This window comes from Spiroplasma endosymbiont of Nephrotoma flavescens (assembly GCF_964030835.1).
GTDB lineage: Bacteria > Bacillota_I > Bacilli_A > Mycoplasmatales > Nriv7 > Nriv7.
In genome coordinates, this window is record NZ_OZ034982.1 from 582,378 (window position 1) to 604,856 (window position 22,479).

General features: G+C 27.6%; 26 protein-coding genes and 1 other annotated feature. Of the genes, 12 read left to right on the forward strand and 14 right to left on the reverse strand.

Annotation, left to right across the window (positions count from 1 at the left end; genetic code table 4):
- Window positions 1–74: 74 nt before the first annotated feature.
- A complete protein-coding gene (locus AAHN02_RS03505) occupies window positions 75–374 on the reverse strand; it encodes a hypothetical protein (protein WP_342277301.1) in 300 nt (99 codons plus the stop codon).
- Between the two features lie 532 nt (window positions 375–906).
- On the opposite strand from AAHN02_RS03505, the gene AAHN02_RS03510 reads away from it, so the two are divergent.
- Window positions 907–3,012: an ETX/MTX2 family pore-forming toxin gene (locus AAHN02_RS03510; protein ID WP_342277302.1), complete on the forward strand. Its 2,106-nt coding sequence runs from the start codon at window positions 907–909 to the stop codon at window positions 3,010–3,012.
- 94 nt (window positions 3,013–3,106) lie between these two features.
- On the opposite strand, the gene AAHN02_RS06415 is transcribed toward AAHN02_RS03510, so the two are convergent.
- The 13 genes from AAHN02_RS06415 to AAHN02_RS03570 all read right to left on the reverse strand — a co-directional run bounded on the left by AAHN02_RS06415 (window position 3,107) and on the right by AAHN02_RS03570 (window position 10,410).
- Window positions 3,107–3,460 (reverse strand): integrase core domain-containing protein, encoded by a 354-nt coding sequence (locus AAHN02_RS06415; RefSeq protein ID WP_425289507.1) that lies wholly within the window; start codon window positions 3,458–3,460, stop codon window positions 3,107–3,109.
- On the reverse strand, window positions 3,402–4,202 hold the full coding sequence (locus AAHN02_RS03515) for an IS481 family transposase (protein WP_342277303.1): 801 nt from the start codon (window positions 4,200–4,202) through the stop codon (window positions 3,402–3,404). Before AAHN02_RS03515 ends, AAHN02_RS06415 begins: the two co-directional genes overlap by 59 nt.
- A gap of 73 nt (window positions 4,203–4,275) precedes the next feature.
- Window positions 4,276–4,728, reverse strand: coding sequence for a hypothetical protein (locus tag AAHN02_RS03520; RefSeq protein WP_342277304.1), 453 nt, complete (start codon window positions 4,726–4,728; stop codon window positions 4,276–4,278).
- Between the two features lie 53 nt (window positions 4,729–4,781).
- On the reverse strand, window positions 4,782–6,692 hold the full coding sequence (locus AAHN02_RS03525) for a hypothetical protein (RefSeq protein WP_342277305.1): 1,911 nt from the start codon (window positions 6,690–6,692) through the stop codon (window positions 4,782–4,784).
- Window positions 6,685–7,068 (reverse strand): hypothetical protein, encoded by a 384-nt coding sequence (locus tag AAHN02_RS03530; protein ID WP_342277306.1) that lies wholly within the window; start codon window positions 7,066–7,068, stop codon window positions 6,685–6,687. Before AAHN02_RS03530 ends, AAHN02_RS03525 begins: the two co-directional genes overlap by 8 nt.
- Window positions 7,069–7,097: 29 nt before the next feature.
- On the reverse strand, window positions 7,098–7,352 hold the full coding sequence (locus AAHN02_RS03535) for a hypothetical protein (RefSeq protein ID WP_342277307.1): 255 nt from the start codon (window positions 7,350–7,352) through the stop codon (window positions 7,098–7,100).
- Between the two features lie 9 nt (window positions 7,353–7,361).
- Window positions 7,362–7,688 (reverse strand): hypothetical protein, encoded by a 327-nt coding sequence (locus AAHN02_RS03540; protein ID WP_339024256.1) that lies wholly within the window; start codon window positions 7,686–7,688, stop codon window positions 7,362–7,364.
- Between the two features lie 14 nt (window positions 7,689–7,702).
- On the reverse strand, window positions 7,703–8,692 hold the full coding sequence (locus AAHN02_RS03545; RefSeq protein WP_342277308.1) for a hypothetical protein: 990 nt from the start codon (window positions 8,690–8,692) through the stop codon (window positions 7,703–7,705).
- 31 nt (window positions 8,693–8,723) lie between these two features.
- Window positions 8,724–8,960 (reverse strand): hypothetical protein, encoded by a 237-nt coding sequence (locus AAHN02_RS03550; RefSeq protein ID WP_342277309.1) that lies wholly within the window; start codon window positions 8,958–8,960, stop codon window positions 8,724–8,726.
- Window positions 8,961–8,975: 15 nt separating this feature from the next.
- Window positions 8,976–9,206: a hypothetical protein gene (locus tag AAHN02_RS03555; RefSeq protein WP_342277310.1), complete on the reverse strand. Its 231-nt coding sequence runs from the start codon at window positions 9,204–9,206 to the stop codon at window positions 8,976–8,978.
- Between the two features lie 233 nt (window positions 9,207–9,439).
- Window positions 9,440–9,652, reverse strand: coding sequence for a hypothetical protein (locus AAHN02_RS03560; protein WP_215825617.1), 213 nt, complete (start codon window positions 9,650–9,652; stop codon window positions 9,440–9,442).
- A gap of 30 nt (window positions 9,653–9,682) precedes the next feature.
- Window positions 9,683–9,877: a hypothetical protein gene (locus tag AAHN02_RS03565; protein WP_342277311.1), complete on the reverse strand. Its 195-nt coding sequence runs from the start codon at window positions 9,875–9,877 to the stop codon at window positions 9,683–9,685.
- A 200-nt stretch (window positions 9,878–10,077) separates the two neighbouring features.
- A complete protein-coding gene (locus AAHN02_RS03570; protein ID WP_342277312.1) occupies window positions 10,078–10,410 on the reverse strand; it encodes a hypothetical protein in 333 nt (110 codons plus the stop codon).
- 424 nt (window positions 10,411–10,834) lie between these two features.
- On the opposite strand from AAHN02_RS03570, the gene AAHN02_RS03575 reads away from it, so the two are divergent.
- From AAHN02_RS03575 to AAHN02_RS03625, 11 genes are all read left to right on the forward strand, one after another.
- Complete coding sequence (locus AAHN02_RS03575) at window positions 10,835–12,973, forward strand: ATP-dependent Clp protease ATP-binding subunit (RefSeq protein WP_342262401.1); 2,139 nt, start codon at window positions 10,835–10,837, stop codon at window positions 12,971–12,973.
- An 81-nt stretch (window positions 12,974–13,054) separates the two neighbouring features.
- Window positions 13,055–14,107 carry a heat-inducible transcriptional repressor HrcA gene (gene hrcA / locus AAHN02_RS03580; RefSeq protein ID WP_342277313.1) on the forward strand — a complete coding sequence of 351 codons (1,053 nt, stop codon included), beginning with the start codon at window positions 13,055–13,057 and terminating at the stop codon, window positions 14,105–14,107.
- Window positions 14,100–14,693 carry a nucleotide exchange factor GrpE gene (gene grpE, locus AAHN02_RS03585; protein ID WP_342277314.1) on the forward strand — a complete coding sequence of 198 codons (594 nt, stop codon included), beginning with the start codon at window positions 14,100–14,102 and terminating at the stop codon, window positions 14,691–14,693. The genes hrcA and grpE overlap by 8 nt, the downstream gene beginning before the upstream one ends.
- A 1-nt stretch (window position 14,694) precedes the next feature.
- Window positions 14,695–16,521: a molecular chaperone DnaK gene (gene dnaK, locus AAHN02_RS03590; protein ID WP_342277315.1), complete on the forward strand. Its 1,827-nt coding sequence runs from the start codon at window positions 14,695–14,697 to the stop codon at window positions 16,519–16,521.
- A gap of 65 nt (window positions 16,522–16,586) precedes the next feature.
- The gene (dnaJ, locus tag AAHN02_RS03595; protein ID WP_342277316.1) at window positions 16,587–17,714 is read left to right on the forward strand and encodes a molecular chaperone DnaJ; all 1,128 of its coding nucleotides are present in this window, start codon (window positions 16,587–16,589) and stop codon (window positions 17,712–17,714) included.
- Between the two features lie 649 nt (window positions 17,715–18,363).
- Window positions 18,364–18,436, forward strand: a sequence feature (ribosomal protein L21 leader region).
- Window positions 18,437–18,446: 10 nt separating this feature from the next.
- Window positions 18,447–18,836 (forward strand): 50S ribosomal protein L21, encoded by a 390-nt coding sequence (gene rplU / locus AAHN02_RS03600; protein WP_425289497.1) that lies wholly within the window; start codon window positions 18,447–18,449, stop codon window positions 18,834–18,836.
- Window positions 18,823–19,128 carry a ribosomal-processing cysteine protease Prp gene (locus AAHN02_RS03605; protein WP_342277317.1) on the forward strand — a complete coding sequence of 102 codons (306 nt, stop codon included), beginning with the start codon at window positions 18,823–18,825 and terminating at the stop codon, window positions 19,126–19,128. Before rplU ends, AAHN02_RS03605 begins: the two co-directional genes overlap by 14 nt.
- 8 nt (window positions 19,129–19,136) lie before the next feature.
- Entirely contained in the window at window positions 19,137–19,418 is a 282-nt protein-coding gene (gene rpmA, locus AAHN02_RS03610) for a 50S ribosomal protein L27 (RefSeq protein ID WP_338968963.1), read from the forward strand.
- Between the two features lie 208 nt (window positions 19,419–19,626).
- Entirely contained in the window at window positions 19,627–21,054 is a 1,428-nt protein-coding gene (locus AAHN02_RS03615; RefSeq protein ID WP_342277318.1) for a YfcC family protein, read from the forward strand.
- Between the two features lie 206 nt (window positions 21,055–21,260).
- A complete protein-coding gene (locus tag AAHN02_RS03620) occupies window positions 21,261–21,986 on the forward strand; it encodes an IS30 family transposase (protein ID WP_342277319.1) in 726 nt (241 codons plus the stop codon).
- Entirely contained in the window at window positions 21,962–22,204 is a 243-nt protein-coding gene (locus tag AAHN02_RS03625; protein ID WP_342277320.1) for a hypothetical protein, read from the forward strand. The genes AAHN02_RS03620 and AAHN02_RS03625 overlap by 25 nt, the downstream gene beginning before the upstream one ends.
- Window positions 22,205–22,479: the final 275 nt, after the last annotated feature.

Here is a 22,479-nt window from a genome sequence, read left to right on the forward strand (position 1 = left end):
GCTTCGCCGACTAACCCGCTAGCGGGAGGGGCATACGCCTTCCGCACCGCTAGGCAGACCGAAGTGATTATCAATTAACTGGACAAGTTTTTTTGATTTTTTGATAATTCAATTTTTTGCAAGTTAACTATTTTGGGGGTTTTTTCAAAAGTTAATTCGCAACTAAAAAATGATTTAATATTTTCTTTTAACAGTTTATAAATTTCTTGTTGTTCTAGATTGTTATCATCAATTCATAAAGCCTTTTGTTCGCCGGTAGGCTCAAATAAGTCATTTTCATAACGCAAAAATTCGGCAGAATAACCTGACATCATAGAGCCATCTTTATTTTTAAATATTTTTCTTTTTATACTAACTAATTTAACTTTAAACATTATTTTTTAAATTCCTTTTACTTTTATTTTTTAAAATTTTTTTAATATGATTAATAAATTTTTTCTCACAAGCAATATGCAAATATCGTTTATCACTAAATAGATGTAAACACCAGCGACATATTTTATAATCTATCGTTCCTTTCAAAATTTAAAAACCCTTTTCATCGCAAGAATTACAGATTACAACTGTATTTTTATTACCAACAACATAACTTTCGTTGTCGCATTCAATACAAAATATTACTGCCAAAAGAAAACACCCCCTAAAAGTTTGTAGAAAACAAAATCTTGTCATATGTATATGGTTTCTACAAAAAATTAGCAATCTTGTAATATACCACAGACTTATGACAAGCACAAGAGGGTTTTTAAAAAAGGGATGATAAATTTAAAATAATGCAAAAAAATTTTTAAAATGGTTTATAATTAGATTCCAAGGCAAAGAGGCTGTAGATTAATTTTTGGAGAAAGGAAAAGGTGTTGTAAATTTTATTAATTAATAAAAACTTACGAAAAGGATTTGATTAATATGAAAAAATTACTAGCAATGTTAACAACAATTACAAGCTTATCGAGCATAACACCAATAGTCTTGGCGAACGCCTCAGCAGAAATACCAGAAAATAAAATAATAAATAATGAAATTAATTATCAACAAACAAATAATGTAGAAGCTTTAAGTAGAGTTAAAAGAAGTCCAAATGATGGTGATGGAAACGATTTGTCGGCTTCTAGTGAAAATATGTATTTTCATTTTAAACCTAATTTATGAGAAGAAATTATTATAGAAAAATATAGAGTGGGCAATAATTTTGAAAATTTTAAAGAAAAATTTAAAGATATTCTTAAAGATTATTATTATAATAAAAATGATATTGGTGAATGAGATAGGAGAGTAACTTATTATTATGTTGATAAATTTGCAGAGGGGTTATGAAACAATTGAAGTACAGTAATTTCTAAATGAAGAGAATGTAGTAAACGCGAACGTATAAGAATTATAATTGATTGAAACGGGGGGTTTACTAGTGTAAATATAATAACAGAAGATACAAATTTTTATGAAAATAAATATTTAAATAAACAAATTATAAACGAAGCACTTTTAAATACAAATTTAAGTGAAATTTATGAAAGTAAAGAAACTAATATTTTAGATGCTATTAAAATAAAAAATCCTAATATAGATATTTCTCATTTATCTGTATCTGATATAACTAATAAATCTGCAAAAATTACAGTAAATTTAACCGGGAAATATAGCCCGGGTTCATGAGTAGTTGTTTATTTTGTGATTCCTGATTTATTTAATGACTTTAAAAAATGTTTAAATCCTGTTGATAATATTAATGATGAAACAATTTTAGCGGCCGCTAAACAAGCTAACCCTGATTTAGACATTACACAAATATATGTTAAAGAAAAAGTTCCAAATGGTAAATTAACAATCGCAGTAAAAGCTGACTCAAATAAATATAGTATTGATAGTTATGTTTTTTGTAGTAATTTTAAAGTTAGACAAGATTTAAATGAAATTATTACAAATACTGATTTAAATATTATTAATAATAACAACAATGCCATTTTAAACGAATTAAATTATTTAAACCTAAATTTAGATATTTCACAATTAGAAGTAGTTGAAAAAACTAATATTTCTGTTACGATACAAGCAAGAAAAGATAGTGATAAATATTTTGGTGAAAAGAAAATTTGATACATAATAAATAATCAAGAAAATAAAATTATTAATTTAAACGAACTAATTAAAAAGGGGATATTTTTAAGTTATCGAGATAAAAATCAAGGAATTACTATAAAAGAAATTAAAAATATTAATTCAGGTAATTTGATATATTCAAATGTAACAGCAACAAAAAGTATTGAACCAATATATAATCAAAATAGTAAAAACATCTGTTTTGGGACAACCACATTATTTCATAATTTACCTGAAAAACAAAAAATGAAAACGCCAAATTGTAAATATACAAAAGAAACAACCGTAAGTTCTCAAATTACAACAGGTTTAAGCAAAACTGAAGGTGAAGAGAAAAGTTCAGAACAAAGTTCAAGTTCAGATATGAAACATAATTGAAATTTTGAACTTGGTATAAGTACGACGGCTGAAGCTAATGTTTGACCTTTTGCAGGTGTATCAGCAACTATTGATAAAAAATTAGGTATCGGGGGAGAATACGGTTCTTCAAATACAAATACATCATCAGAAACAAAAACCTTAAGTAATACATTTGATTTTTCAAGTAATAAAACAAATGAATATAAAGAAGTTTCAGAAGTGGAATTACCGTCACAAGAAATTGAAGTTAACCCAAATCAAAAGATTAAGGTTACTGCTTCATTAGATGAAGTTTTAGGGCAAATAACATTAAAATTAACACAAAATATTTATGGTAACATTACTTCACAAATAACAAATACAAGCAATGAAGAAAAATCATTTGAAATTTTAATTAAAGAAATTATGCAAAAATTAAAAGAATATAATCTTTTGCCACAAGAAATTACCATAAATAATGATGATAGTATAACTTTTAATGGGAGTGCGCATAGGTCATTAAAACAAGGATTTGATGGTAATATTGAGTTTCATGAAGTAAAACAAAAATCATAAAATATTAAGTTTTTTAGGAACAATCGCTTCATAACCATAACGAGACTAATAAATTAAATATTTTGTAAAAAATAATTATTTAAACTTCTAGAAATTATTTTATTAAAAGTTTTTGTAATGTTTGAAATGGAGTTTTAGTGTTTAATGAAGAATGATGGCGTTCAAAATTATAAAAGTAATAATATTTGTTTAAATAATGTTGAAGTTCATTTTGATTTAGTTTTTTATCCTTAGAATAAAATAATTTGGTATAATGTTGATGAAATCGTTCAATCTTTCCATTGCTCTGAGGAGAACGGATTGGCGTGGTTTCGTGGACAATTACGTTCCTCGAAAGAAAGGTTGTAAAAGGCCTTTCTTTTACTTTGTATGATTTTTTATTACTTCAGTTAGTAGTAGTAAATTCTGGAGCGTTGTCAGTACGAAGGCTCAGTACGAAGGCGTTTAATGATTATGCCAAGTTCGCCGAAATCTTTCATCGCTCTTCGTGTCGCATTAATGGCATTGTTAGTTCCCAAACTATCATAAACATAACCAAATACTATGCGCGTCATTTCGTCAATAAAATCATAAATGTAATATTTTTTATCAACCGGAAAATTTGATGGGGTAATGATTTTAGCATCCATTTGTAAGAGACCAATATCAGAAACTTCATAACGCTTAAAATGGCGTTTTGTTTGTTTGATTTGCTGTTTTAATTCTTTTCAACGAGGGTCGGATTTAATTCAACGATAAAAAGTTTTGATATTTTTCGGAACTTCTGAATTTTTAACAGCGTGAAAACCGATTTTTAAATTGTTAAATAAAGACCACATTCCGCCAGCTTGAAGATTTTTGTAATCAAAATATAAATCACATACTTTTTTGCGAGAATTTAAACTATATTGATAATTAATATTTTGTGGTTTTGTAGTTTTAAACAATAACAAATCTAGATTGTCAGAATAATAAGCAGTCATAATTTTTTGTGCCCAACGATAAAAAGTTTTCGTTGCATTCTTAAAATATTTTTTAATAAGTTTTGTTAAAGTAGTTTCTTCAATATAGAAATAAGTACATAAGTTTAAATAGGCAGTAAGGCGTTTTTTAGTTTTATAGTAATAAGGATTGCGGCAATTAGCACTTAGTCAACTTTGGATTTTTGCTTTTAAATCTGCTAAATCTGCTTGAGAAATAATATATTTCATTTTTAAACTCCTTAAATTAAGAAAATCGTATTACAAAAATACGATTTTCAAGAATGGTTATTAAATTACTAAATTAATGAGGCATTTCCGCTGAAAATGAAGTGATATGAAACATTTTCGTGTTAAGACCTTGCGGAACTTTCTTATTAAGAAATACTTTAAAATTAATTAAATTATCAATAAAATAAAATTCTTTAAAAGGCTTGGACTTATAAGAACCATTAGAACGATAAAAGTTATTAATTTGATTATAACCAGCACTATCTTTGTCAACAAATAATTGAAGGGCTGGTCTTTGAACAAAATCGCCATTACCTATTTGAATATCAAAATCACCAGAAAGCTTTAAATCAGTAGCATCAATTTCTAAATGATATGAACCCCCGCCGTAACCACTAATTATTCAAGCACTTTTACCAATTTTAGAAAATTGTAATTTATATGTTTTTAAATCATTGCTATTTTTACTACATCCAAAAATAAACAGTATACATACTAAATTTAAAGCTGATAAAAATTTTCGCATAAATAAAAATCCTCCTTTCAAAGGAATTATATTATAAAAAATATTGGCAATATTTAAGAGAACTTTTTTAATATCATTAATAAGATTGCTAATGGCACTACAAATTCAAATAACATCTGAAATGCCGGGATAACTTCAAACACCGGAAAGGCGGTTTTGGTAAAATTAATCGTTGTTTTAGCAATATCTGCAATAGGGCGAATTAAAAGATTAATTCCAGAAATACCAAGTAATCAATTCAACACACTAACAGAAGCGTGTTGAATACCACAAGATATGGCACTAAATAAACCTCAATAAGAACAGCTGGGTGTTGGAATTAAATCATCCATATTACCACTTATTCCACCGCCAATAAAAGCCGTTGAATTCAAAATGTTAAAATCGTATAAAGAATAATGATATTCGGTGCTTTCACCTTTCTTTTTATATAGCGGAAAAGTCAGTGTAAAAATATTAATTCCATACATCACATCAACTTTAGCGTTATAAAAATGCAGTTTAAGTTTATTACTAGTAGCTTTTCATAATTGGTTATCATACGCTTTTAAAACATTAAAATCTATTTGATAAGAACTTTTACCAGTATTAAAACCATTGACAATTTGTTTATCTTTAACAAAGAAATAAGAACGAAAAATCATATTCTTACTATTTTCGATTGTTGAACCAAAATTAATTAAATATTGTTTGGGATAAAAAGTAATTAAGGAACGGTAGAAAAAACCCATTTGTAAAACATTTTTAGGGATTTGTGGCATTCCTTTGTAATCTAATTCTACATAAGTAGAAACATCCATATCAAAACTTGCATAAAAGAATTGTACGAAAAAACCACCTAAAACTTTATAAATTTTGTTAAATAAACCATTAATAAAATCAACAGTTAAATGTTTTTGATAATGGAGCATAAAATCTTTAAAATCAGTCTTTAATTTATCATCATAGCGTAAAAAATGGAAAGTATTACCATAATAATTAATTTGTCCAAAAAAGGTATTAATAAAATCTCCTCCAAAACTTGTTTGTGAGCCAGATTTTCAAAGTGATTTACCATTTTCTAAAAACTCATTACAACCCACAATGCTACCATGCTCAGTTTTTATAGTAATAACATCACCAAAACTAGAAAAGGAAAGTTCTCTAAAAATAACTTTTTCAATGAAACCAAGTGGATATGAATTTTTGCGACTTAAACTAAATTTACTATTCTGTTTAAAACCATTTAATTTAATTGAAATTTCACTCATATATTTAAAATTATCGTCAAAGAAATTAAAAACGGGAACTCAATATAAATAACTATAATTAAATTTATCAAAATCTCGGCGTTGTATCATCAAATAATCAAGTTTATCTTGAAACTGATTATACTGATATTCACCATCTTTTTTAGTTATTTCCAAGGGTAACGGTTGCTCGTTATCTTTTTCTGGTAAAGGAGGCATTTCCGCTGAAAATGAAGTGATATGAAACATTTTCGTGTTAAGACCTTGCGGAACTTTCTTATTAAGAAATACTTTAAAATTAATTAAATTATCAATAAAATAAAATTCTTTAAAAGGCTTGGGCTTATAAGAACCATTAGAAAGATAAAAGTTATTAATTTGATTATAACCAGCACTATCTTTGTCAACAAATAATTGAAGGGCTGGTCTTTGAACAAAATCGCCATTACCTATTTGAATATCAAAATCACTCGAAAGCTTTAAATTAGTAGCATCAATTTCTAAATGATATGACCCCCCGCCGTAACCACTAATTATTCAAGCACTTTTATCAATCTTGGAAAACTCTAATTCGCAACTTTCACCACATTGACTAGGGTTTGTAGCTCGTTTTTCTCGTTTCATAAAGAATTGTTCCATATTAGGTTTTGGTGATTGTTTTGTATCAAAGAACGCCCCTAGGGGTACCAAACCAATAAACATTATAATATAAAATCAAGAAATAATTTTATCCATCTCATCACGCCTTAAAACTCTTTTTTATTGCTTTAACAGCATCAGAAAATTTATAATGTTGATGTTGCGGACATTCACAATTAGCAACTTGCATTTGATGCTTTCTAAAAACTTTATTAAAGTAATAACCCCTAATAAATAACTTAATAGCAGTTATTAACAAATAAACGATTAATAATCAAAAATACACTTTAAGAAATACATTTTGAAAATCAAACAATATAAAATCTTTAAAAAACTCATCTGTATTAGTTCTAATTCTTGTTAAAAATACTCAAATTATAACCATAACAGTATTAAATATAATAAAAAAATGCATAAAACCTAAAACGCTTTTAAATCATTTAATACTTAATATTTTCTTTAACTTTTTCATTTTTTAATAACTCCTTTTAAAATATTTTTTTATTCAGTAGGTCCTCTTAAAATTAAATATATTGTTGATAAAATACAAATCGTTCCTAAAATTTGGAAAATCGGATGTTGGGAAAATAACCTTATCATTGGTTTAAACAAATCTAAAATTTTAATATTTTTTGATAAAACTTTATTAAAATATTCTAAACCCTCACGCACATAGGCTCATAAACCTAAAAAATCACCTAAAGCAAAAATAGAAAAAACAGCAACAAGAATAAATAATATTATTAATTTAAACATTTTCTAAACCTACCTTTTTATTCGCCGTCCATGTTGGTCGACTCACGGTCTATTTTTAGGACTATTACTACTAAATTTCTTAATTGGACCACTAGATGATTGTTTCTTAGTTCCTCAATTAGCAACTGATTTTCGATATTTTTTACGAAAACCAACTTTTGGTCGTTCAATATGAATACCTAAAATGCCACCAATTACAAGATTTATCACAAGCATAATTAGTGGAAAAATAATAATGCGAATATCTGTTCCGGGAATGGTTAAAGTTCAAATTAAATCAAAAACTTTATAAAACATATCGCCAATTAAACTAGCCATTTTTTCTAAGTTTTCCATTTTTTTAAACTCCTTTACTTATTTTTCTTCTTTAGATTATTTTTTAACTTAGTAAGTATCTTGCTAAATTTCTCCATTTTTAAATATTCTAATGCTTCAATATCCATTACATTATCATTTCAAAATTTATGCTGATAATTATCATTCAAAGCACGATTACTTAATTCACGCAAGAATGATAAATATTTATTATCATAAAGGTTTAAAATTGACATCGGAACTTTCAATTTAAAGAAATAAATGTCTAATTCCGGAATGCTACGATACTTGATTTTGCGACCTTTTTTATCATTTTTAGCATTAATCAGAGTTAATCGTCATTGTTCGTATTCGCTTACCGATTTAAAAGTGCCATAAATAACTTGTAAATAGGGGCGAAAAATATTAACGGGTTTTTTACGAATTCCCACAATTACATTATTGGCAATATCACGAACTTTAACTCATATATGTTCAGCTCGTTGTCCGCTTGCTAATACGATGTGGGTAAATTGTCGAGCCGAAGCAAAATATTCTTGTAAACCTTGAGTTACTCTATCATTTTCTTTATAGTCAGTTCCTTCTAAAAATAAGTTAGTTTCATCTCATAACAGCAAATGCTTTTCTTCTAATATCGGATAATTATAATCTAATAAAGACATATGCCCTAATGAAAGCATTTGTTTATCCGTAATCGGAAAAGTAGAAATCGTTTTTCAACCACTTAATAAATAAGAAGCTAAAACCATTAAAGCGGTTTTTCCAGTCCCTAAGGCACCAATGACTAAATTTAAAGGTGAATTTAATAAGAAATTAATAAAACTACGCCGTGCAAAGAAATGAGAAATTTTAGTATACAAAATATACAAAGCAATTAATAAATAAATAATATCAAATAACATTCGTCAACTTTGGGGATTATAATAATGCAAAATCGCACCATAAAATCACGCAATAATAAATAAAGTGCGATTTAAAGCGACAAAATCATATAATCTTAAATTTATTTTTTTAAATAGTAACATCGCTTAAATCACACTTTCTTTATTTTTATTACTATCTGCCAGGCATTAATTTTTCAAACATTTTGAAAGCGATTAAAAATAAACCAATAATCACGCCAAGCAAGAAAACTCAATATGTCGCAAAAAAATTAACGACATTTGGCATATTACCGCCAATAATGTCAGTTCAAATATTACCGAACGCTGTAATTAATGCTTTTCATAAGTTAGTAACCGCTTGTTCACCAGTAATCTTTGGTGGTACATCGGCCAAGAAAGTTCCAATCATATAATCACCCCCTTTCTAAACAAAATATGATTTAACCTTATAAAATAAAATAACCATAAATAAGATAATGAATACCAATATCATTCAAAAGGCAATATTCGCTATTAAAAGTCAAAGTAGTTCTTGAGTTAAATCAATTTCTTTGCCAGAAACTCACGCCGGAATAATTTTAATTTGAATAAATAAATCTCAAAAATACAATTTTGTCATTTCTCAATCTAAATCTTTTCAAGCAACTAAAAACATAATAATTACCGCTTAAAAGGTCAAAAGAGTAGAAAAATAATGGCCGAGAACAGCATTACAATTATTAAAATTGAAAACAAAAATACAACTTGAGGTGGTAAATCGGCAGTTGGATAAATTAATTCAATTAACTCAATAATTATTTTTTTAAACATTTTCTAAACCTACTTTTTAATTTCTTTTTCGTCTTGTTCTAATAAATTTCGCTTAAACTTTTTAAACATTTTCTAAACCTACTTTTTAATTTCTTTTTCATCTTGTTCTAACAAATTTCGTTTAAACTTTGCAATAAATATTCGTTGTGAATAAGTAAAATCTTTTGGCAACTGTTTTGCCTCGCTACCATATTTCTTTTTATCTTTAAAAAACCGATAAATATTAACCGCAATATAGTATGCTAGTAATAATGTTAAAATCGTAAAAAACACTAATCCGAAAATACTCATTTTTCTTTTCTCCTTAATTTTTTAATTAATTTATTTTTTTAAATAATTATGTTCAACAAAATCAACACAAAGTCAATTATCACCAACTAAATCAGTTCTAACAGATTCAGCTGCAGATTTAGACGCTCAAAATTTTTCTTCTAATCCGGTTTTTTTATTAATAAAATATATAAACTCTTGACAATAATCTTTACCGGGCTCATCCACATTAACTCACATTTTCATTTTTTAAACTCCAAAATTATTTTTTTACTACATTAAATCAAAAAATGCAATAACTTAGTTAAATAACTCAAACTAACATTGATAATTAACGGGCGGAGCATACGCTTTCCGCACCGTTTAAACACCTTAAAAACCAACCTAAATTTTTTTAAACTATTTTTTTTTCTTTACCTCTATTCTTAAAATGCCTTAAAACACCTTTAAAATGAATTTTTAAAATAATTAAAACTTACATCCTTTTTAGCAATCTCTTTCTCCGCAACAAAAAAACCTAACAACTCATGACCTAAAATCAAACTAGATTCTTGACCTTTCTTATTATTAACTAAAACCAACTGATACTCACAATCTTTAATTATTCCGATACAAATAGAATTCTCATATTTTCCTTTATAAACAAATCGTTTTGAAAACCAAATACCAGTAGGTTCATACAATCAGGGAATTGCTGGTGCTTTAATAAGTACTGCATTTTGCGTTTCTTTCAAAAGATATTTTTCAGTATTTAAAAAAATATTTTCAATATTTCTCATATACATACCACCCTTACAATATTTAGTTATATTAACTTAGTTATATTTAACTTAGTCTTTTAACTTAGTTCAATATATTTCTCTTTAAACTCTTTCTTTAAACTAAATTAACATAACTTGTTAGTAAACTTCGTTTACTAAAAAACTTAGTTTATCAACAACAAGACACAAAAAAATACAAAGCATAATTAAAAATAATAAATATTAATTTAACCTTATATTTCTTGTAATAAATAAATGAGCTCGTATTTATTTATTTATTAATTAACAGCAAGTTTGTAGAAACCAAAATCTTGTCATATGTATATGGTTTCTACAAAAAATTAGCAATCTACTATTGACACTGCCAAAATAATATACTATAATTATTTTATCAGCATTCTAGTATGTAGACTGCTAAAATAAATGGGGAGGTTTGATAAATATGCAAATTAATGAAATACCTAATTACAGCAATGATCCTAAGATTTTAGAAAAATTTGCTCGTAATTTAAATGAGATGCATATTGAAGGCAAAACTGATCCAATAATTGGTCGTGATGATGAAACCCGACGAATTATTGAAATTTTATCGCGAAAACAAAAAAATAATCCAGTACTTATTGGTGAACCCGGAGTTGGGAAAACAGCTATTATTGAAGGATTGGCACAAAGAATTGTTAAGGGTGATGTTCCTAGTAATTTAAAAAATAAAATTATTTATGAACTGGATATGTCATCAATAATTGCCGGTGCTAAATTTCAAGGTGAATTTGAAGAGCGATTAAAGGCAGTTATTAACAAAGTTAAAGCCTCAGCTGGAGAAATTATTTTGTTTATTGATGAATTGCATTTAATTGTGGGAATGGGTAAAACTCAGGGAGCAATTGATGCTTCAAATATTTTAAAACCAATGTTAGCTCGTGGTGAACTGCGATGTGTGGGAGCAACAACATTGGATGAATATCGCGAATATATTGAAAAAGATGGTGCTTTAGAACGAAGATTTCAAAGAGTTCTTATTAAAGAACCAACTGTTGATGATACAATTTCAATTTTACGCGGTTTAAAAGATCGTTATGAATCATATCATGGTGTGCGAATTCATGATAATGCTATTGTTGCAGCTGCTAATTTAGCTAATAAATATATTAGTGATCGATTTTTACCTGATAAGGCAATTGATTTAATTGATGAAGCGTGTGCCAACATTAAAACAGAAATTGGTTCAATTCCTGCTCCGCTTGATGATGTGAAGCGAAAAGTAATGCAATTGGAAATTGAAAAGGCGGCTTTATTAAAGGAAAAAGATCATAAGTCAAAGCAACGATTAGATGAATTAATTGCAGAATTAGAAAAATTGAAAGTGAAGGAAAATTCTTTAGAATTAGTTTGGAATGAAGAAAAAGCACAATTAGATGAAATTAAAAATACTAGATTACAAGTAGAACAATTAAAAACAGAATTGGAACAAACACAATTAAAAGGTAACTTTAACCGTGCTGGTGAAATTCAATATGGTTTATTACCAAAATTAGAAAAAAAATTGGATGAGATTATTAATAAAACAAAAATTAATGCATTATTAAAAGAAGATGTTACTGAACAAGATGTTGCTAATATTGTTGAAAGATGAACGGGGATTCCTGTTAGTCGCCTCGTTGAAAGTGAAAAACATAAGTTACTTAATTTAACTAAGCATTTACGAATTAGAGTTAAAGGTCAAGATGAAGTTTTACAGTTAGTAAGTGATGCAATTATTAGAGCAAGAAGTGGGATTAAAGATCCAAATCGACCAATTGGTTCATTTATTTTTTTAGGTCCTACTGGAGTTGGAAAAACTGAAGTAGCTCGTGCCCTTGGAGAATATTTATTTGGTTCAGAAAAAAATATTATTAGACTAGATATGTCAGAATATATGGAAAAACATTCGGTAAGTAATTTACTTGGGGCCCCTCCGGGTTATGTGGGTTATTTGCAAGGTGGACAATTAACAGAAAAAGTTCGCAGAAATCCATATAGTATTATTTTATTTGATGAGATTGAAAAGGCACATAGTGATATTTTTAATATCTTATTACAAATTTTAGATGAAGGAATAGTTAGTGATCGGCATGGTAAAATAATTGATTTTAAAAATACAATTATTATTATGACTTCCAATCTTGGTTCGGAATTTTTATTATCACCAAGAGAAGACAGTAAAGCATTGGTAATGCAAAAATTAAAAACAACATTTCGTCCAGAATTAGTTAATCGGATTGATGAAATTGTTATTTTTAATTCATTATCGGAAAAGATTATTAAAGAAATTATTGATAAAGAGTTAGCATTATTGAATGATCGCTTAGAAATGACTAAAGATATTAAATTAGTTTTTGATAATAAGGTTAAAGAAAAAATTCTTAAAGAGGGTTATGATCAGCAATTTGGTGCCCGACCAATTAAGCGATATATTCAAAAGCATATTGAAAATTTACTTGCTAAGTCAATTATTGAAGACCATATTAAAGAAAATCGTATTTATTCGTTAACTGTTAAGAATGATAAAATTATCATTGCTAGTAAGGAAAAGTTAAATTAATGATTGATTTTTCTAGTAATTGTTATATAATTTTATTATTGGCAGTAAACAAGATTAAGTGCTAAAAGTAGGAATGAAATTATGTTAACGATAAGACAAAAAGAAATATTGAAGTTTATTATTGATGAATATATTCAAAGTGCGCAACCAGTATCAAGTAAAATCTTAATTGAAAAGTATAAGTTACCTTATTCTTCAGCGACAATTCGTAGTGAGTGTGCGTTTTTAGAAGAGACAGGATTATTAGAAAAAACTCATGTTTCTAGTGGTCGGATACCAGCATCACTTGGTTATCGCTATTATGTTGATAATTTAATGGATGTTCGTAATGGTTATAATGATATTAAGCAACAATTAGAAAATATTTTTGCTAATCGGCAATTAGCTATTGAAGATATTATTGAACAAACAGCTGAAATATTAAGTGCGATGACTAATTTGATTACAGTAGTTATTGGTTCTAATTCGCAAGAAGATTGTTTGAAAAAAATTGAATTAGTGCCTATTAGTGAAGAAAATGCAGTTGCAATTTTTATTAGTGAAAAGGGACATGTTGTTAATAAGACTTTTAATATTAAAGATGTCACCTTGCAAGATTTAGTTTTAGCGATTGAATTATTTAATAGTCGTTTAATTGGTACAAAATTAGAAGATATTAAAGAAAAAATGCAAGCTTTACAACCAATATTGGAAAAACAAGTTTTGAAACATGAATATATTTTACAGTCATTTATTAATACTTTAGTTAGTTTTAAAAAGCGTGAATATTCAACACATGGTCTTCAATATATGTTAGATAATCCTGAATTTAATGATGTTAATAAAATTAAAGAAATTGTCCGATTTATTGAAGATTATTCGCCTTGAAAACAGTTTATAAAAACAGAAAAAGAACAGCAAGAATATAATCAAGAAAATATTCATATTCTTATTGGCAATGAACTAGGAAAACAAACAGATGATATTGCTGTTATTAGTACTGATTATCATACTGGTAATAAGCAAATTTGACAGTTAGCGGTAATTGGCCCTAAGCGGATTAATTATGATAAGATGTCAGAATTATTAAATTGAATATCACGCAAAATTAAAGATGAGTTTTTAAGAGAAAAGGATAAGAGATATTATGAATAATGATAAACAAAAAGAACTTGATAATCAAAATTTAAATGATGTTAGTGGAACAACGGATGATATTATCAAATTACAATTAGAAATTACAAATTTAAAAATGTTATTAGAAACAACTGAGAATGATAAAATTCGTGCTTTAGCTGATTGAGATAATGCAAGAAAACAATACGATAATGACCTCAAAGAAGTTAGAAAGTATCGTTCGCAAGCAATGATTGTGCAATTATTACCAATTATGGATAATTTTGAACGAGCATTAAATGTAAAAAATGTTGGTGCTGATGTTAAAAATTTTCTTCAAGGTTTTGAAATGATGATTAATCAATTAAAAGTAATTTTAACTAATGAAGGTGTTACTGAGATTGATGTTAAAGTTGGTGATATGTTTAATAGTCATTTGCATTATGCAATTGAACAAGTTGAAAGTGATAAATATCAACCAAATGAAATTACTAAAATTTTACAAAAAGGATATCATTTATATAATCGGGTTTTACGAGTTGCCACCGTACAGGTAGCAAAGGAAAAGATGATTAATAATAATGAAGAAAATCAAGAAAATATTGAAATGAAAGAGGAAAAATAAAATGGCAAAAATTATTGGAATAGATTTAGGAACAACAAATACTTGTGTGGCATTTATGGATGGTGCTGAACCAAGAGTAATTGAAACTCCAGATGGAGCCAGAACGGCACCGTCGGTAGTAGCATTTAAAAATGAAGAAATTCTTGTTGGAAATAGTGCAAAACACCAAGCAGTAGCGAATATTAATACTATTTTTTCAATTAAAAGTAAAATGGGAACTGACGAAAAAATTAATATTAATGGTAAAGACTATACACCAGAAGAAATTTCAGCAAAAATTTTAAGTTATGTGCGTGATTTTTCAGAAAAGAAACTTGGTGAAAAAATTACTAAAGCAGTAATTACGGTTCCAGCATATTTTAATAATGCGCAAAGACAAGCAACAGAAAATGCTGGTAAAATTGCTGGTTTTGAAGTTGAACGAATTATTAATGAACCAACAGCAGCGGCGTTAGCATATGGTATTGATAAAGTGAATAAAGAGCAAAAAATATTAGTTTATGATTTAGGAGGCGGAACTTTTGATGTTTCAATTTTGGAATTAGCTGATGGCGTTTTTCAAGTGTTAGCAACATCAGGTGATAATAAATTAGGTGGTGATGATTTTGATCAAATAATTACTGACTGATTAGTTGCTGACTTTAAAAAAGAAACTGGTATTGATTTATCAAAAGATAAATTGGCAATGCAACGAGTAAAAGAAGCTTCAGAACAAGCTAAAAAAGAATTATCTGGTAGTTTACAAGCAACAATTTCATTATCATTTATTTCAGCTAATGAATCAGGACCAGTACATTTACAAAAAACCTTAACACGAGCAGCATTTGATAAAATGACAAGATTATTAGTTGAACGAACTTTAAAACCTATTGAAAATGCATTAAATGATGCCAAATTAAAAGCTAGTGATTTAGATCAAGTTTTATTGGTGGGTGGTTCAACAAGAATTCCAGCTGTTCAAGAAGCAGTTAAAAAAATATTAGGGAAAGAACCTAATCGTAGTATTAATCCTGATGAAGTTGTTGCTTTGGGAGCTGCTATTCAAGGTGGAATTATTACTGGTGATGTTAAAGATATTTTATTGTTAGATGTAACCCCATTGTCATTAGGAATTGAAACTTTAGGCGGTGTAATGACACCTTTAATTCCAAGAAATACAACAATTCCAACATCAAAGTCACAAGTATTTTCTACTGCTGATGATAATCAACCGGCTGTGGATATTCATGTTTTACAAGGTGAAAGACCAATGGCTAGTGATAATAAGACTTTAGGTCGTTTTCAATTATCAGGAATTGATAAGGCACCAAGAGGAGTACCACAAATTGAAGTAACATTTTCAATTGATGTTAATGGTATTGTTGCGGTTAAAGCTAAAGACTTGAAAAATAATAAAGAACAATCAATTACAATTAAATCTGATGAAGGTTTAAGTGAAACAGATATTAAAAGAATGGTTGAAGAAGCAGAAGCTAATAAAGAAGCTGATGAAGCTCGTCGTAAAAATGTTGAGTTAGTAAATAAAGCCCAAACTTATTTACATGATATTGAACGAGGAATTGAAGAAGGCAAAGAAAAAGTGACTGAAGAACAAAAAACAGCGATGAATGATATGAAAGCAGAAATTGAAAAACTAATTAAAGAAGAAGATTATGTTGGTTTAGAGAAAAAAATGACTGACTTGGAACAAATGATGATGCAAGTAGCACAGTTTATGCAACAACAAGCTAATTCTGAAGCTCCAGAAATTAATGAACAAGAAAATAATGATAAAAAAGATGATGTTATTGATGCTGAATCTAATGAATCTAGTGATGAGAAGAAGTAAATTAGGAATGATTCTTACTACAGTGTGTAGTAAGAATTATTTTATGAGCAAGGTAGGGTTAAAAAATGAGCACTAAAAACAAGCGAGACTTTTATAAAATATTAGGTTTATCGCGTAATGCGAACAATGATGATATTAAACGCGCTTATCGTAAGTTAGCTAAGCAATATCATCCTGATGTATATAAACAAAGTGATGCTGAAGCTAAAATTCAAGAAATTAATGAAGCGTATGAAGTATTGTCTGATTCTCAAAAACGACAAATGTATGATCAATATGGCAGTGCTGACCCAAATATGTTTAGTGGTGGTCAAGGTTTTGGTAATTTTGAAGATATGTTTGGTGATATTGGTAGTGTTTTTGGTGATTTCTTTGGCGATATTTTTGGTGGTGGTCAAAGAACGCGACAACGACATTCACAAGCACATAAGGGTGAAGATATCTTTTATCGCGAAACTATTAGTTTAAAAGATGCAATTTTGGGAACAACGATTCAGTTTAAAGTTAATGTTAATTTTCCTTGTGATGAATGTCATCAAACAGGTGCTAAAACATCAGGAGATGTTGTAAAATGTTCAAATTGTAATGGTCGGGGGATTGAAGTTACTGAGCAAAGAACAATGTTAGGAATTATTAGACAAGAAAGACCTTGTCATTCTTGTCACGGAATTGGTGAAATTATTAAAAATAAATGTTTACAATGTAAAGGTAAAAAGTTTATTACTAAACAAGAAACCATTAGTCTTGATGTCCCCAAAGGAATTTTTTCTGGACAAAAAGTGCGTGTTCAAGAAAAGGGTCATTATGGACTTAAAGGACAATCTCGTGGAGATGTTTATATTGAAATTGAAGTTCAAAAGCATGCTTTTTTTCAGCGTGATGATTTAGATTTATTAATTACGATTCCAATATCTTTTATTGATGCAATGTTAGGGACAATCATTAAAGTTCCAACATTTGAGAAAACAGTAGAATTTAAAATTCCTCCTAAAACTAAAAATAATGCTGTTTTTACGATTCCTAAAATGGGAAGTTATCATCCTTTAAATAGTAAAAAACGCGGTGATATTTTTGTTAAAATAGAAATTGCTTTTCCAAAGCATCTTTCAAAACAGCAAGAAAAGATTTTACAACAGTTAAGTGATGAATTAGATTTTAATCCTAACAATGAATTTATTAAAAAATTTAAATAGTTAAAAAATATCGTTGATTAACGATATTTTTTAATATTTGTGCTGAAAATAATCGCACCGAGATTATTTATTTACGGGCGCATAAAGTTTTGTTAGGTGGGTAAAGATTTGAATAATTTTGAAAGAAAAGCAACTAAAAATTTATTACCTTTTTACTTGAAAAATAATTAATAAAACAAAATATTTAATATTAACAAACATATTTTTAATAAAAGGTTATAAAAACTAAGTAAAATGCTTATAAAAACAACATTAAAATAATTTTTTACAACAAAAATCATACATAAGAAAATATACTTAATTTGCATATTGAAATAATTTATAGTAAATGACTATTTTTTCTTTTTTAAAAAATACCTAAGAAAACTAAACGCGACCAAATAGTTAAAATTTAATAAAATTAATAATTTTTCATTGTGTAAAAATTCAATAATATGATAAAATAGTAATGAATAAAAATGACAACAACAAGAAAGGCAGGGTTAGTTTAGTAATTAAATAATATAATTAGCTGATTGTTTTACTTCTTCAAAGCAATACCTAAGAAAACTAAACGCGACCAATTTAAATATTTTGCTACCGAAAATATTTATTTTAGGTTATAATTATTAATGTTGTAAGTATTGCAATATTAATTTGTGATAACTTTAAACGGTTTCAACCGCACGAAATAGGTTATAAGTAGTTTAATCTCACCTAAATTGGCGAGTCTAAGCTGGAGGGTATGTATATATGTCTGCTATTATTTTAACTGGTGGCAAGCAACTAAGTGTTGAAAAGGAACAAGTAATTTGAATTGAAAAAATCGTTGGTGATGCTGGCGATGTTGTTGAGTTTGATAAGGTTTTAATGATTGATGGTAACATTGGTCGACCGCTTGTACCAAATGCTAAGGTTGTTGGTCAAATAATTAAACAAGGTAAAGAAAAAAAGATTGTGGTTTTTACTTATAAACCGAAAAAAAATAGTAAAACTAAGTATGGTCATCGTCAACCATATACACAAGTAAAAATTATTGATATTTTATTAGATGGAGCAAAAAAGGTTTCTAAAGTTGTTGAAACTAAGTCAAAAGCGGTACCGACAGCAGAAATTAGTGATAGTAATAATGATTCGGGTTAAGATTCAAAGACAGCAAAATAATTATTATCAAGTAATTGTTAGTGGTCATTCTGGTTTTAAAGCAAAGGGTCAAGATATTGTTTGTAGTGCGATTAGTGCTGTTGTTTTTGGAACTTTAAATGCATTAGATCGGCAGTGTCAAGATAGTATTAGTATTTCGGTTAAGGATGATATTATTATTAAGGTTTTAGAAGTGGAAGCTGTTAATCAAATTGTGTTGAATACAATGGTTTATCAGTTACAAACTATTGCTGAGCAATATCCACAAAATATAGAAATTAAGGAGATATAATTATTATGATGAGATTTAAGTTAGATATTCAATTCTTTGCTTCTAAAAAAGGTGTTGGTTCTAGTCGTAATGGTCGTGAATCACATTCTAAACGATTAGGTACTAAGTTAAGTGATGGACAATTAGCGAAGACGGGGATGATTATTTATCGTCAACGGGGAACTAAGATTCATCCTGGAAATAGTGTTGGTCGTGGTGGCGATGATACTTTGTTTTCTTTAATTAACGGTGTTGTTAAATATGAACGCTATGGTAAAAAGAGAACGAAAGTTTCAGTTTATAAAAAATAGTCTTTTTCTTTGTTAAATTAAATATTATGAGAAGCAACAAGTTAATTCTTGTTGTTTTTTTGTGCTAAAATATATGCAAATATGTGAAATTAGAAAGGGATACAAATTATGAAGGATAGTAAATATCAATTTAGCTTTGAACTGGGAAAATTCTTAGAAATTAATATTATTAGATGAGTTTTGTTAGTGGCAATGGTTGATTAGCGATATGAAAAAGTGATTTAAATTTAAAATGCCAACGGCATTTACCATTTTATTTTTAATTATTATTATTTTAGTTTTTTTATCTTGAATTCCGGCGGTTGCTAAAACGCCAGCAGGAATTATTGATATTTTTTGAGTTCCGATGGAAAGTTTTACTAATAAAGGTCGGGCATCAATTATTATCTTTGTATTAATTTTAGGGGCTTTTGTTAATGTGATGATGAAAACTCAAGCTTTAGATGCTTTGATTGGCAAGTTAATTTCTAATTTAAAAAATAAGGAGTTGTGGTTAATTCCTATTTTAATGATTTTCTTTTCCGTTTCAGGAACAACATATGGGATGGCAGAAGAGACATTAGGATTTTATGCTTTAATTTTACCAATTATTTTAGCTGCGGGATTTGATGCTTTTACGGGATTATTAATTATTTTGTTAGGAGCTGGGATTGGTGTTTTAGGTTCAATTATTAATCCATTTTTAATTGGTACTGCTGTTCAGGCTGCAATAGATGGTGGAATTGTTGGTAAGTTAGCAGTAACTACAGGAATAGTTTGAAGAGTTATAATTTGAATTGTGATGACAACGGTGGCGATTGGTTTTGTAATGCTTTATGCTTATCGTGTTAAAAAAGATAACCATAATTCAGTTGTTTTTTCAATGCATAGTGAACATCAAAAAATTTTTAAAAAATCAATTTTAGAAGTGCCATTAACAAAGCGAAGAATTGTTTCATTAATCCTGTTTGCTTTAGCATTTGTAGTAATGATTTTTTATTTAATTGCTTGAAGTGAATTTGGTATTAGTATTTTTAAAGAATTTGGGAAAACAATTAATACTGAAGTGCCATATATAACCAAATTTATTCCGGGAGTTGGTGTAGGTGGTTTATTAGAAGTTTCTTCGTTCTTTTTAATTGCGACAATTATTATTGGTTTTGTTAATTGAAAATCAGAACAAATGTTAGTTAATGATATTTTACAAGGAAGCTCTGCTATTTTATCTGTTTGTTTAGTAATTGCATTAGCTGGTGGAATTACAGTAATTTTACAACGCACAGGAATGCAAGAAATTATGATTGCGGGAATTAAAAATAGTATTGTTAATTTACCACAATGAGCTATTCCTTTAATTTTATATTTTTTATTTGTTCCCTTATCATTTTTAATTCCTTCTGCTAGTGGTTTTGCAACAGCAGTTTTTAGTATTATTGCTCCTGCATTAGGTGTCGGTTTAACATCAGGAGCAATTACTAGTTTTAGTTTAGCATCAGGAATTGTTAATTTAGTAACCCCAACTTCTGGTGTTGTTATGGGAGCTATTGCTCTCTCACATATTTCATATGGTTCATTATTAAAAGGACTTTGACCTTTGTTAATAGTTATTATGGTATTATCAATAGTATTTTTAGTAATTGGTTCATTAATTGGATAACCAACATTTTAATGCCAGAAAGTTGGGTATATTAAAACTTAAAAGAATAATTATTTAATTATTCTTTTTTTATTTTATTTAGAATTTTTTTAAGTTATGCTGAATTATAGTTGTAAGTGCAAGTAAATAAAATTGCAAAAGATTTCATATAAAAATTTCATGATGCTAAGTTTATTTTAGAAAAAGTAAATTTAAGGAGTTTTTATATGGGATACAAACATCTTGGCATAGATGAAAGAATTTATATTGAGAATCAATTGAAATTTAAAGTAAAAATTAGTGAAATAGCTAAAAATCTTAATCGAAGTATTAGTACTATTAATCGAGAAGTTAATAGAAATAAAGATAATAATCATTATTTTTCATTAATTGCACAAAATAAAGCAGAAAATAGAAAACAATTACATGTTTATTTTCATAAATTTAAAAATAGAGAATTAGTAAAATATGTACAACAAAAATTATTATTAGGTTGATCGCCTGAACAAATTTATGGCAGAATTAAAAATTTTCATCAAGAATGAATTATTAGTTTTAAAACAATTTACAATTGAATTTATTCTGGATTACTTGAAAAGGTTACTAGTAAAAATTTAAGAAGAAAAGGTAAGAAACGAAAATCTCAAGAAAATCGGGGTAAATTTAATGGTAAATCCATTAAAGAACGAAATGTTAATAATCGCATAACTCTTGGCCATTGAGAAGGTGATACTGTAGTATCATCACGAGGTAAAAGTAAATCATGTTTAATAACTTTAGTTGAAAGAACATCAAGATTTACTTTAGCAATATTAGTTGAAAATAGAACTACTAAAGTTATTAACAAAAATATTAGTCATTATTTATCAATTCTTCCAAATAATCTTGTTAAGACTATAACATTTGATAGGGGTAAAGAATTTGCTAATTGACAACAACTTGAAAAAATTTAAATGTGAAAATTTATTTTGCTGATGCATATTCACCTTGACAAAGAGGTACTAATGAAAATACTAATGGTTTAATTAGAGAAAAATTTCCTAAAAAATTTAATTTTTCAAACACTACTAAAAATGCAGTTCATAAATTTATATTGTCTTTAAACCAAAGACCAAGAAAAATACTAAATTATCTTTCGCCAATCGAATATTTGGTTAGAAAAATAATTTAGTTGCACTTAACTTTACAATTTGGCAATTACTAAACTAACCCTGCCTTTCTTGTTGTTGTCATTTTTATTCATTACTATTTTATCATATTATTGAATTTTTACACAATGAAAAATTATTAATTGGTCGCGTTTAGTTTTCTTAGGTATTTTTTAAAAAAGAAAAAATAGTCATTTACTATAAATTATTTCAATATGCAAATTAAGTATATATTTCTTATGTATGATTTTTGTTGTAAAAAATTATTTTAATGTTGTTTTTATAAGCATTTTGCTTA